General features: G+C 67.9%; 11 protein-coding genes. 4 read left to right on the top strand and 7 right to left on the bottom strand.

The window, feature by feature from the left end; genetic code table 11:
• Positions 1 to 81: 81 nt before the first annotated feature.
• From ACIBW9_RS36845 to ACIBW9_RS36825, 5 genes are all read right to left on the bottom strand, one after another.
• Positions 82 to 309: a hypothetical protein gene (locus tag ACIBW9_RS36845; RefSeq protein WP_398961509.1), complete on the bottom strand. Its 228-nt coding sequence runs from the start codon at positions 307 to 309 to the stop codon at positions 82 to 84.
• A complete protein-coding gene (locus ACIBW9_RS36840) occupies positions 306 to 1,046 on the bottom strand; it encodes a hypothetical protein (protein ID WP_398961507.1) in 741 nt (246 codons plus the stop codon). The genes ACIBW9_RS36845 and ACIBW9_RS36840 overlap by 4 nt, the downstream gene beginning before the upstream one ends.
• Before the next feature lie 17 nt (positions 1,047 to 1,063).
• A complete protein-coding gene (locus ACIBW9_RS36835) occupies positions 1,064 to 1,327 on the bottom strand; it encodes a hypothetical protein (RefSeq protein ID WP_398961505.1) in 264 nt (87 codons plus the stop codon).
• A gap of 30 nt (positions 1,328 to 1,357) precedes the next feature.
• Entirely contained in the window at positions 1,358 to 2,287 is a 930-nt protein-coding gene (locus tag ACIBW9_RS36830) for a hypothetical protein (RefSeq protein WP_398961503.1), read from the bottom strand.
• A gap of 252 nt (positions 2,288 to 2,539) precedes the next feature.
• Entirely contained in the window at positions 2,540 to 2,869 is a 330-nt protein-coding gene (locus tag ACIBW9_RS36825) for a hypothetical protein (RefSeq protein WP_398961501.1), read from the bottom strand.
• Between the two features lie 518 nt (positions 2,870 to 3,387).
• Here ACIBW9_RS36825 and ACIBW9_RS36820 point away from each other — a divergent pair.
• The 3 genes from ACIBW9_RS36820 (at position 3,388) to ACIBW9_RS36810 (ending at position 5,827) form a co-directional block, all read left to right on the top strand.
• Positions 3,388 to 3,924: a GNAT family N-acetyltransferase gene (locus tag ACIBW9_RS36820; protein ID WP_398961761.1), complete on the top strand. Its 537-nt coding sequence runs from the start codon at positions 3,388 to 3,390 to the stop codon at positions 3,922 to 3,924.
• Between the two features lie 829 nt (positions 3,925 to 4,753).
• Positions 4,754 to 5,293, top strand: coding sequence for a winged helix-turn-helix domain-containing protein (locus ACIBW9_RS36815; RefSeq protein WP_384822226.1), 540 nt, complete (start codon positions 4,754 to 4,756; stop codon positions 5,291 to 5,293).
• 243 nt (positions 5,294 to 5,536) lie between these two features.
• Positions 5,537 to 5,827, top strand: coding sequence for a hypothetical protein (locus ACIBW9_RS36810; protein ID WP_398961500.1), 291 nt, complete (start codon positions 5,537 to 5,539; stop codon positions 5,825 to 5,827).
• A gap of 563 nt (positions 5,828 to 6,390) precedes the next feature.
• Here ACIBW9_RS36810 and ACIBW9_RS36805 read toward each other — a convergent pair.
• Complete coding sequence (locus tag ACIBW9_RS36805) at positions 6,391 to 8,082, bottom strand: hypothetical protein (protein WP_398961498.1); 1,692 nt, start codon at positions 8,080 to 8,082, stop codon at positions 6,391 to 6,393.
• A gap of 2 nt (positions 8,083 to 8,084) precedes the next feature.
• Positions 8,085 to 11,099, bottom strand: a complete 3,015-nt coding sequence (locus ACIBW9_RS36800; RefSeq protein ID WP_398961497.1) for a hypothetical protein — start codon at positions 11,097 to 11,099, stop codon at positions 8,085 to 8,087.
• Between the two features lie 231 nt (positions 11,100 to 11,330).
• Here ACIBW9_RS36800 and ACIBW9_RS36795 point away from each other — a divergent pair, with 231 nt between their 5' ends.
• Positions 11,331 to 11,606: a hypothetical protein gene (locus tag ACIBW9_RS36795; protein ID WP_398961496.1), complete on the top strand. Its 276-nt coding sequence runs from the start codon at positions 11,331 to 11,333 to the stop codon at positions 11,604 to 11,606.
• The last annotated feature ends 1 nt before the right edge of the window (position 11,607 follow it).

The raw sequence follows: 11,607 nt of genomic DNA, 5'->3' as shown, positions 1-11,607 counted from the left end.
CCTGAAACTGAAATCAATTATACACTTTTCTGCCGGAGGTGCAACCCCCTTTTCCGGAAGGCGTGCAGGTCAAAGGCTCGTTCAGTCGGCGGCCGTGAGCCCGTGGTCCTGAAGGAACGAACTGGTGGCGCCGATGGAGGTCGCGAGCGTCACGGCGGTGGCGCGGGCGTGCGCGAAGTGGACACCCCATGCCGCCGCGTGGTGGGGGTCGGCGGCGTCGGCGACGGCCAGGTCGACGAAGTCGTCGCTGCGGCCGGCGAGTTCCTGCAGGGCCTTCCAGGCTCGGTAGTGGTCGTCTGCGTCGATCACGTGCCGGGCGAGGTCCTCCAGGTTGCCCATCGGGCTGTCGAGGGAGGCCCGGGCTTCTGCGACACCTGGCCCGTCTGTTGCACTGCCTGTGCCGGCAGGAGGCCTCCGAGGTCGTACGCACCGGCGCGCTCGCGGGCACGGCGCAGGCTGGTCAGCCGGGCGCAGCGCTGGGCCACGTCCCACAGTGTGGCGTTGACCGCGGCCAGCAGGGCGGGTTCGTCGAGGAGTCCGGCCTTTACGACTTCGGTCCTCTGCAGGGCCGAGCGCATAGACCGCGTCCGGCCGACCAGCCGCCAGGTCTCCTCATCGAGATCGTCGAAGAGCACGTAGCGGTGGTGCAGCCGGGCGTAGACATCCCGCTTGCCCAGCACGTAGTGGCGGTGCAGCCAGTTCCCCACTTTCTTGCCCCGTTCCCGGGGTTGGGCATCCCACGGGAATGCGCCGATCGAGCGGGAGAGGGGCATGGTGAGCTCGCGTACCAGGACATCGCCGAGCATCGGGTCCGCGGCGATCGGAATGCGGGCGGTTGCCACGTCGGTCTGCTTCATCTGCTCGTACGGCAGCGGGCGAGCGTGGTACCGGCCCAGGAGCTCCTCGACGGCGGAGGCGGCAGTCCGCCGGGTCCGGCGGTCATCCCGGCGGCGGGCTGGGGACGCGGTCGCCCTGAGCCGTGAGACGGCGCGGCGCAGCGTGTGGGAGCGAGGCACCGGCTTCCCGCGCGGCGTATCGCGGTTCATGGGTGATCTCCGTCGGCTCACAGCGCGGGCAGCGAGTCGGCGGGATCGTCGACGCCAAGGAGGAGCACGTGGTGTCCGACGACCTCGGCAGCGCCGTCGAAGACCTTCTCGACGTCGAGGCGCAGCCTGATGCGCCCGGCGCCTTCACCGTTGGCCGCAAGGTCGTGTTCCAGCTCGTCGTCGAGGCGGTCCAGGGCGGCCTCGGCCGCGGCGTAATCGGCCAGGCCCTGGGCGAGGAGCTGGTGGGTGGTGGTGTCGCGGAGCTGATAGCTGGGCGTCATGGCTCGTCCTTCGGCTGGTGGGGCGGCAGATCAGGCGGTGGGGTCGGCGAGATTGCGTGCCGCTTTCACCGCGCGCTCCCAGACGTCGCGGCTGCCTCCGTGTTCACGGGCGAGGTCGGAGGCAAGTCCCCGGACGTCGCCGCGCTCGTTCATGGCGGCCAGGGCGATGGCCGCCCGCCGGTCGGCGGCTTCCGAGCGGTTCGGAGCGGCCGCAGGGTGATGCTCGAGGGCGTTGCGGACGACGTACTCCCAGGCTCGCTGCGGCCCGCCGTACTGCAGGCGCAGCTCGGTGGCCAGCCCCGGGTGGTAGCCGTCGCGCTCGATGCGCTCGGTGGCGAACCGCTCGGCGAGCTGTGTGGCCGTGAGCGGCTCACCGCCAGCGCGGGCGCTCAGCTCGGCTGCGAGGACCTCCTCGAGGGCGGAGGGCCGGCCGACGGGCGCCTCGGGCTGCGGCCCGGGACGGCGGCCGGCCTTGCCGAGCCTGTCCCCGGTGCGGTTCTTGTCGAAGTCCTGCAGGTCGCCGACACGGAAGCCGGGAATCATGCGGCCCGTGGGCCCCTCGACCTCGCCTACGGGCTCCGGGAAGTAGCCGGGATTCGCCTGCCGGTACTTGCGGATGGTCGAGGGCCCGTTGAACTTCAGCAACTCTGCGGCCCTGTTGATGGACACGATGGTCTCGGGGTCGAGCTCGTACAGCTTGGGGTCGGCCTTGAGGACCTTGCTCGCCTTCTCCTGCTGGAACCACGTGTAGAAGCTGCGGAACTGCTGCTCATCGTAGAAGTCGGTCCCGTCGATGCGCTCCTTCTCCGGGTGGCGGTGCTCCTCGGGCTGCTCGAGGCGGATCTTGTACCAGCGGGCCGCGGTGCCGGCGCTGGCGCCGGTGAACTCGCGGATCCAGTCGCGGTTGACCACCGCGCGGCCGCCGACGATGCGGCGCTGCGGGTTCAGGGCCTTGGACATTGCTCTCTCCGGTTCTGCCGGCGGCCCTATACTGAGGGCCTGCTCCTCTTGTTCCCCCGGCGCTCACGCGCCGGAGGGCGAGATGGGTTGGTGAATGGTGGTCGGCGGGACGTTCGGCCGGGGTTGCCGCCCTGGGTCGACACCCTCGTGAGGGGGTGCCTTCCGCCGCCCACCGCTTTTGCCGCTACTTTCGCGTAATCAATATGACGCTCTTGGTGGCGGCTGTCAATCTCGCCGGCACCCCAGACCGCGTCACGACCGGAACCGCCGGTGCGCGGCCCACTCCCGTTCGAAGTGCGGCACCTTCTTGTCCCGGACCTGGAACGGGGCGGTGACCATCAGTTCCTCCACAGCCGGAAGGCCTTCTCCTCGCCGGTGGACCCACGCCCGCACCCGCCCGTAGCGCTCGTCGACCTCCACGGAGACCCCGTGCCGCTCCGAGACGCTGCGCAGGCGCCGGCCGAGAACGGCTGCCCTGCCCACGTCGACGCGCTCCACCGAACGCAGCGCCCGGCCACGCCGAGCAGGGTCCGCCTTCGCGACCGGCAGAATCCGCCGCACGTGATACACGCCCACGGGCATGCGAGTTCCTCCTCGAAAGCCGCGAGGACGGGACCGTCGGCGGGACGGCTCGGGTCGAACTTCTCCAGCAGACTGTGCCGGCCGAACAGCTTCGCCTTCGGATTGAGACTCACCGACGTGTACTCCAGGCGCAGCACCCGTCCGGCAATGTCCGGGTGCGCGCGCATCCGGTCCAGGTGCGCCGCCATGGCGCCCATCGAGATCGGGAAGCAGCAGAACGTTTCCCTGTCAAGTCTGGCTGTGTTGTAGCGATCTCTCATTTGACTCCTGGTGTTGGTTGTTGAGGTGACTCCGCGTAATAGCGGAGGGTGGCTCTATTCACGAATCCGAGAGCAGATCGGCACTTCGGGAGGCGGCCCGCCGCTGCCGAAGGCGATGCTCACGAGAACGGGAGGCACCTCGTCCCCGGCAGGCGTGGTTGTAGGGCCCGCCCCATTGGCGAGGGTGGGGCCCGGGCCGGTGGCTTGATCGGTCTGCGAGTCTTGATCACTGCCGAGCGTGCTGATTGGCTGGCCGACATGACTGAGCTCGGACCCATCGCCTGGCCCCCTGCCCCGATCAGGACCGAGAGGCTCGTACTCCGTGAGCCCGAAGCCCGGGACCGTGCGGCGTTCATCGATCTGCTCGCCTCGCCAGAGGTGCACACCTATCTCGGCGGCCCCCGGCCGCGTGACGAGCTTGAGCGCGAGATGCCTGAGGTGCCCGAGCGGTGGCCCGGGAGTTTCGTCGTTGATCTCGACGGGGCGATGATCGGCCAGATCCTGCTCAGGAGAGCACCGGAGCACCGTCGCCCGGCTGCCGCGGGGAAGGTCGATCTCGGCTACCTGTTCCTGCCGCAAGCGTGGGGATTCGGATACGCCGCCGAGGCGTGCGCGGCGGCACTCGACTGGTTCGACGGCGTCCTTCCCGGCGAGCCGGTGGTGCTTGCCACCCAGACTGCCAACGTCGGCTCGATGCGCCTCGCGGCGAAGCTAGGATTCATAGAGGTAGAGCGGTTCCATGCCTGGGACGCCGAGCAATGGCTCGGCATGCGGTCCCCCCGTCATGCCCTCTGATTGAGCTGGTGCTCGACGGGCCCTGTGGTCTCGTCCTGACCGCGCAGCGGTCAGGACGAGCGCTGGCTGCCCCGGGCCATCGCCCGAATCGAGGACCCAAGCGAGCGCCAGGTCGTCCGCAGTTTCGCCACCTGGCACCACTTGCGGCGGCTCCGGCGAGATGCCGAAATAGGGCCCGTCACGGTGCACCAATCGGTTGTCGTCCGCCGTGAGGTCAAGGCCGCAATCCAGCTGATTGCATGGCTCCGGGCCCGCAGCACGAGCCTGGCCACCTGCACCCAGCACGACATTGACGACTGGCTGGCCACCGACATCTGGGTCCGCTATCTCGCCCGGACCTTCCTGGTCTGGTCAGTACGGAACCGCCACGCTCACCGCGTCCTGATCCCGATCCCGCCCAGGGACGCGTCAATGGTCCTCATCGAACAAGATCAACGGTGGTCCCAGGTCCGCCGACTCGTGAAGGGAGACGGGGTTGACACCGCCACCCGCGTCGCGGGCCTTTTTCTCTTGCTGTTCGCCCAACCTCTGAGCCGGATCTCCCGGATCCGGCTCGACCAGGTCACTGGCACGGAGGACGGGGTTGCGCTAACGCTCGGGTCCCACCCGATCGACCTGCCGCCCCCTCTGGACTCCCTCGTGTTGGAGCTCGTCCAGCAGCGAAACGGATACTCAAACGCTCGGGCGCAGTGATGATCACCCATGGCTCTTCCCAGGCGCGGCTGGCGGACAGCCAATCAGCAGCCGACAACTCATGCGCAAGCTACTGACCTTCAAAGCGTGGTGTCAGCGGGCTGACGGTTCATGATCCCTGCGGTACGCCGGTGGCATGAGGTATGCGCAAGGGGGCGGGCTGACCGACGAACGGCGGGCATTCCGCGAGCAGTTGAGGTTGGAGGCGGCCGAGCGGTTCGCCCAGGGCGACGAGAACCCGGTCATCGCTCACGATCTGCGGGTCAGTGTCCGGTCAGTGCAGCGCTGGCGCAGAGCCTGGTCGCAAAACGGGACCGCAGCTCTGGCATCCAAGGGTCCGGCGTCGCTGCCGCTGCTCAGCGACAAACTGTTCGCCGTGCTGGAGCATGAGCTGGCCAAGGGGCCGGTGGCACACGGTTGGCCGGACCAGACCTGGACCCTGTCGCGGATCAGGACGCTGATCGGGCGCCGCTTCCACAAGAGCTACACCGTGCAAGGGGTGGCCGTCCTGCTCAAGCGGCACGGCTGGAGCTGCCAGGTCCCCGCCCGGCGCGCGATCGAGCGGGACGAGACCGCGGTGGCCGGCTGGGTGAAGGAGACCTGGCTCCAGGTGGAAGGACCGTGGCGGCGCTCGGGGCCTGGCTCGTCTTCGAGGACGAGGCCGGATTCTCGATGACGCCGCCGACCACCCGCACCTGGTCCCGCCGCGGCCACACCCCAGTGATCCGTGTTCGGGGCCGCTCCCGCCGCTGCGGGCGACCAGAATCCGTGCGCGGTAGTACGTCGTCTGGTTCACCCGGCTGGACGCCGGTCCGAAGTCGGTCACCTGGGCTACGTCACTGACTGGGACGGGGCCCTTCTGCTCGATCCGAGTGATCAGCTTTTTCGTGACGGGTGTGATCACGGTTTGCCCCAGTTCATGGCGGAGGAACACCAGTTGGGACGGTTTGATGTGCCGCTCCACCTCCATGCCTCCCTCAAGCACCACGGCGATGAGTGTCGTGGCGACGGCGAGGCGTGGCAGGAACTCGCTGAACTGGCCCGCCACCCCGCCGGCTGCCCGCTCCAGCTTCACCTCGACGGGCAGCAGGCCCCACCAGCCCTCCGGGTTCGGGGCGAGCCGACCGAAGTCGGTGAACTCGCGGATCACCCCGTCTGCCCCTTCGAGGGAGAACTTCACCACGCGCTGGGTCGCGCCGAAGGCCTGTGACACGGTGCGCGGCTTGCCGTCCACACCGAGCAAGGCCCGCGGCCGGACGGCGAGGTCCGTGTTCATCAGGAGGACGAGGTCCGCCCCCAGGTCGTCGATGAACCGGACCAGGCCCGGCTCGTACTTAACGAGCCTCTCGAAGTACACGGAGCCGGCGACATTGCTGAGCCAGCCGCCGAGACCGGCCTCGAACTCGGCGAGGGAGGCGGCCCCGGTCTCCATACGGGCGAGCCGGTCGGAGAGGAGGCCCGGGACCTCCTCGGCGGTCTGGAGGCCGAAGTGGCGTGGTCTGAGGGGCGTCTTCCCCATCCGTTCCGGCACCTCCACCCGCAGTACGGTGTCCACCTTGGCCAGGAGCGCGAGTCGGGCTGTCGTCTCCGGATCGCTGGTGAGGAGGTCGTACAGCAGCTTCCGGCGCTGCGGGGCCGTCGTCGGCTTCAGGCCCAGCGCGTGCGCGGCGGAGCCCGGCGGGGCGCCGTAGTCGGAGAGCGCTTTGACGACCGTCGCGGCCAGAGAAGCCTCCACGTTCTTCCCGATCGCCGAGACGTCGGCCGATAGGGGGTTCATGGTCCGAGCAGCGTTTCGAGGTCGGCGTAGTAGCCGCGGACGTGCATTAGCTCCTGGAACTGCGGCCATGCATCGGCGGCGGTGATCAAGGCGATCTCCAGGACGACAGACTTGGTGAGCTGTTCGCGGAAGTCGCTGCGGGCGGAGAGGAGTTCGCTGATGTGGGCAATCTCGGCCGCGCTCCGCCGGTCGACCGCGGCGACCGCCGTGGTGAGCTGTGTGTCGATCCGGTCGAGCTGGTGGAGCACGGCGAAACACTGGAACATCAGCATACCGACGTGGAGGTCGCTGGCCAGGCCGGCGATCCACGAGTTGGGCTGTGCCTTCAGCGCCACGAACGCGAGCAGGACGTAGGCCTTGGCCAGGAGGCTCTGGATCTTCTCAACGAACTCGCGGTTCTTCTGCTCGGCCGTGAGCCGTCTTATCAGCTGCCGCCGGTAGTGGCTCCAAACCACGTAGGTGAAGCTGTCCTTGGGGACAGTGCCTGCAGTGACGAGACGGTTGAGGACTGGCCCGGTGAGCATGCTCAGACACCGAGCGCTGCCTCCCTTCTGGGCCAGCGCCACGTCGAGCACCCAGACCTCGGGCGACCACTCCGCGTACTCGGACGGCACCGGGCGGCCCGGAGCCCAGTCCGGCAGAGCCTTCGCCACCCAACCCTCCTGCCGTGGCAGGTCACCGACGATCCGCTCTGACTCGCCGTGGAACGCAGTGAGATGGGCTCCGATGGCCTGCTGCACCTGCCACTCGGTGACCGGTTCCTGGAGGGTGGGGACGGCGAGCGCCGCGAGGGGCGTGACAGCGTGGATGCGCTGGAGCAGTTCCTCTAGCTCGTTGGACGCCTGCTCTGCCTCGGCGTCGAGTTCCGCCACACGCAGGGCGGTGGTGTCGTCGCCGGGGGAGTTGGCCGCGCTGAAGTCGGCGGCGCCCCAGGCCAGGGCATTGGCATTGTGCTCCCGGCTCTGCTTGATCTCACCGAGCCGCCGGCGCAGCGCGACGGCGTCTGGCATCGACGCCATCAGCTGGCGCAGCGGTTCCGGCTTGGTCAGCCGGTAGAACGTGATCGGGATCCGCTCCGATGTGCCCCAGGTCGGGAACTGCCGATGCCCGTGCTCGTCCCGGTCGCTCGCCTTGACGCCGAGGGCCGTCCAGGCCGCGTTGACGAGGTTAGCGCTGAGGTTCAGCTGGACGACGAGATCTTCGGTGGCTCGCAGGTCGATCTCGACGAGCGCGGCACGCACCCGCGCCCACAGACCGGCTACGGCGTACTCCGCGAACTCCCGGACCACGTCCCACGGATGCAGCACCCGGCTGGGAAACCCCTTGGCGGCCTTGTCCAGCGCGTCCCGCAGGGCCTGCACACCGGCCCAGCCGTGCCCGGTGTAGAGGCGCAGCACCTGCTGGTCCAGCGTGGCGTCGTAGACCACGTCAACGGTACGGCCGTCGACGGTGACTGGATGGTGTGGGCGCGGGCGGACAGGCATGGAACCCGCGCGGACCCGCCGATATCCGAGGGCGAGGTCAGCCTCGTAGGCGGCGACCCGTCGCGCCCAGTCGAGCCGTTCACCCGCGGCCAGGCCCTTCCGGGCCCCGCCGCCCTCGACTGTGGAGGACACCAAGGCGGCGTCGTCGACATAGCGACTGGGCTCCGGCACGAGATCGAAGCCGTCCCGCTCTGCCTCCGTCACGGCTACTTCTCCTCGGTCAGCGGCGGGAGCGGGGTGCTGCTGTCCTCCAGGTACACGAGGGAGGTCGGCAGTGTGAAGTCCCAGTGCTCTCCGTCCGGGACGGCGCCCGCCCGGTCGTCCTGCTGCCGGCGCAGCTCCTGGAAGAGCGGGATGAACAGCTGGTCGCCGATGACCGGGGCGTCCTCCCCGAACCACGGCTCGCCGGTGTCGAGATAGTGCATGACCGCACAGTCGTACTTCGGTGTCACGGCCAGCAGCACACGCGCCGAACCGGCCTGCAGGAACTCGCTGAGGAACGGATCTGCGCGGTCGCTGCGGTTCATCAGCTCCACCCAGCGCGGGGGCGTCGCCCAGAAGTACGGGTAACAAATGTAGGCGAGCTGATGCCATTCGAAAGCCTGCTCCAGGAACTGGACGTAACGACCCTTGCGTCGGGCAGTGTCGAGCACCGGGACGGGGAACTCGACCCGCTTCGAGTCGAGTTCGTACGACGCCGACGGCTGGGGGACGCCGTGGGCGTCGGGTGTCTCTGTGACCTTGAAGCGGCGGAACTCGGTGTCGACGGCGCGTACGTCGGTGTCGTCCAGGTTGGTCAGAATGTCGTCGCCGTCGACGGAGTCGAACTCCTTGGTGAGCGCGGCCAGACAGAGCCGTTTCAGCTCCCGCAGGATGACCTGGCGGTTGGCGGTCTCTGACTGGCCCTGGAGGATCTCGTTGACGGCGAGGGAACGGATCTCGGCCAACCGCTCCCGGTAGGAGGTCAGTTCGCTCTCGTACGCCTGTCGGCGCAGTGCGTTGACCGCGTCGACGCGCTTCTGCTCGATGTCGACGATCCGGCGGTGCACCTTGGCCCGCCAGTCCGCGAGGGCCGCGTCGGACAACCTGAGCTCCGCGAACACGCTGAGGTCGAACTGCGCCACGTCCCAGAAACCCAACAGTAGGGTCACCTGGTCCTCGCGCAGCGGCGGAGCGCTGGTGCCCGGGTAGGCGCGCGGGGTGAGGAACCAGCGTTCGGCCGTGTTGTCGACGTCGTGTGCGTAGCGGTGGCCGTCGACGTACACCTCGAATGTGTTCTCCTCGTTGAACCACGGACTGGTGTCGTTGGCTCCCCAGAAGTAGAGGTAGCCGTTCACCACGAGGTTCTCGACGACGTAGTTCTTGGCGTTGATTCGGCACTGGTAGGTGCGGGCCTGCCAGGTGTTGGAGTCGACCTGCTTGTCGCTGAAGTAATCGCGGCCGGTGGCCGCGTCGACGAAGTCGGCCTTGATCCGCTCCGCCGGGTAGGTGAACTCGGTGAGGTCGTACGTCCGCGACAGCTCACGGAACTTGGGTTCGTCGATGGTCGCCGGGTCGAGGTCGAGCACGGACTTCGGGAGGGTGGCCTCGGGCGGCTCGGCGGGGTGCACCGGCATCTCCAGGTTGGCCTCGAACGCCCGCAGCCGGGACTCGACCAGGAACGCGGCCGGCTCCGGGACGACGAACTCGAACATCATCCGGCGGCCGAAGTTGTGCACCTGTGCGCGGTAGTTCTTGTCGAGCCAGCGGTACAGGCCCGAGATGTGCTCCTCGCCCTCCCGGTTGTCGTAGGTGTGGGTGTTGGTCTCCTCCGTCTCGAACAGCCGGGTAGTGGTGCGCTGCCGGACGACCTTGTTCTGGATGCGGCTGACCGCTTTGTCGACGACGTCCCGAGCGTAGGTGGTGGCGATCTTCGCGGTTTCGGTCGCCGACCGGGCGTAGGCGAAGCCGCCGGTCACGCTGGAGACGATGTTGTATCCGGTGCCCTGGTAGTTGACGTTGACCCCGAGTCCCGCGGTGGCGCTGAGATCCGTCTTCACCACGTCCTCGACCTCGCGCTTGACCTCGAATCGATCGGTGCTCTGGGTGTCGTGCTGGGACTCGTCCTGCTGTTCGCTGGTGTACGCCAGGACGTCCTCGCTCTTCTCCAGTCGGCGGTGCACCCTCGACTTGAACTCGCTGAGGAGGATGTTGTCGACATGTGCGATCTCACCGACGGTGTAGCCGCGCAGCCACTGCTTGACGACCTTCAGATCGCCGATGCCGATGGGCTTGATGTCGTTGAAGGGCCGGGTGAAGCGGTTGAGTCGGGAGAAGAGGGGATGAATGACGGGCGTCGCCGTCAGCAGCGTCTCGAGGTCCTCCGCGTCGGCCACCAGGGGAAGACCAGAGACAGCGCTTGTCCGGTCCCAGCCGGCCAGATCGGGGACATGAGCCGCGAGGTGACCGAGCACAAGGAGGTCGGCGGCCTCTGTGCCGCCCGCCAGGATACGTGCATAGACGACGTCGTAGGCGAGCGCCTCCAGCAGGTGCAGCAGTCGCAGTCCCGCGGTGACGCCCGCGAGGTCCACCCGGGTCCAGTGGCGCAGCAGATACAGCAGATAGAGGGCGTCGAAGAGGGCACGCTCAGTGGCCGCGAAGTCGGGCGAGGTGTACCCGTCGGTGAAGACTGCCTCGTCGACCGGTCTGCCCAGCGTGGTGTTCACGTCCGCGAGGAGGGCGTCCATGTCCTGCTGCCGACGCGCCCGTTCGACCACCGGGGCCAGCTTGATCAGGTCAACGATGAGCGGGTGCTCGGTCAACTGGTCCAGGGTGTCCGGCAGGATGTAGTAAAGACCGTTCTCCCGCAGATACGCGTGCCGTTCGAGATCCTCCAGGACAAGGCGATTCGGGCCCGGGTCGGTCCCGCGGCCCTCGCAGTGAGGGCTGCGCGGGGTCAGCAGCTCCAGCAGCCGCTGCTTGAGTGTGCCGGGGAAGTCGACGTCGGACAGGTCGCTGCAGAACACCAGCTCGTAGACCAGCTTGCCGATCGGGGAGACCCGAGTCACCGAGTAAGCGTCCGGCGGCGGCACATTCGTGCGCGGCGCCTCCCTGGCGATCTCATCGCGGACGAACTGGCGGTACGACGCGGGTGCGTTCACCGTCTCCGGTGAACGCACCACCATGAACTCCACGACCGGCACCTTGGCCGACTCGGCTGCTGCCTGCGGATCTATCGGCATACGTCCCCCTCGCCTCGCTTCGCCTCATGGTGGGTCCTCGCGGTCCGATAACGGCCCCGAACCCATTGCGACCAGACGCAATTGAGGAGAAGCGTGTAGTCCAACTACGTGAAAAGAAACACGACTTGACGGACTGTGGGCCCTTGGAGAGGTGCAGCAGCACCTTGGTGGTGACCGCACGGTCCTGGGCGGTAAATCGAAGGAGGTGACGGACTCAGCCAGAGTGAAGGTGTGCGTCACGACTGGATCCACGGGCAGGCCCTCTGCCAGCAGCATGAGCGCGCGCTGTTGAACTCGGTGTCCAAGCGGTTCAGAAACGGGATACCTCGCCAGCAGCCTGACACTTCTGGATCGCAGTTGTCCCTACAGCGTGCTGTGACTCGCGGAGTCCGCTGGCGCCAAGTCTTCTTGACCATCTACGACAACGCCCTCATCGTCACTGCGGTCGACGACCCCGGGATCACCGCACCGGCGCGACAGCAATGGATCGAGGCAGAGCTGAACTGAT

Source organism: Streptomyces sp. NPDC049541 (assembly GCF_044465725.1).
In the GTDB taxonomy this organism is placed as follows: domain Bacteria; phylum Actinomycetota; class Actinomycetes; order Streptomycetales; family Streptomycetaceae; genus Streptomyces.
The sequence above is the reverse complement of the archived record's forward strand: the minus strand, read 5'-3'. Positions and strand labels throughout refer to the sequence as shown.

Bases quoted from the DNA above. Each gene is read 5' to 3' on its own strand.
- ACIBW9_RS36840 (WP_398961507.1), bottom strand. From the start codon at position 1,046: ATGAACCGCGATACGCCGCGCGGGAAGCCGGTGCCTCGCTCCCACACG.
- ACIBW9_RS36835 (WP_398961505.1), bottom strand. From the start codon at position 1,327: ATGACGCCCAGCTATCAGCTCCGCGACACCACCACCCACCAGCTCCTC.
- ACIBW9_RS36830 (WP_398961503.1), bottom strand. From the start codon at position 2,287: ATGTCCAAGGCCCTGAACCCGCAGCGCCGCATCGTCGGCGGCCGCGCG.
- ACIBW9_RS36825 (WP_398961501.1), bottom strand. From the start codon at position 2,869: ATGCCCGTGGGCGTGTATCACGTGCGGCGGATTCTGCCGGTCGCGAAG.
- ACIBW9_RS36820 (WP_398961761.1), top strand. From the start codon at position 3,388: ATGACTGAGCTCGGACCCATCGCCTGGCCCCCTGCCCCGATCAGGACC.
- ACIBW9_RS36815 (WP_384822226.1), top strand. From the start codon at position 4,754: ATGAGGTATGCGCAAGGGGGCGGGCTGACCGACGAACGGCGGGCATTC.
- ACIBW9_RS36810 (WP_398961500.1), top strand. From the start codon at position 5,537: ATGGCGGAGGAACACCAGTTGGGACGGTTTGATGTGCCGCTCCACCTC.
- ACIBW9_RS36800 (WP_398961497.1), bottom strand. From the start codon at position 11,099: ATGCCGATAGATCCGCAGGCAGCAGCCGAGTCGGCCAAGGTGCCGGTC.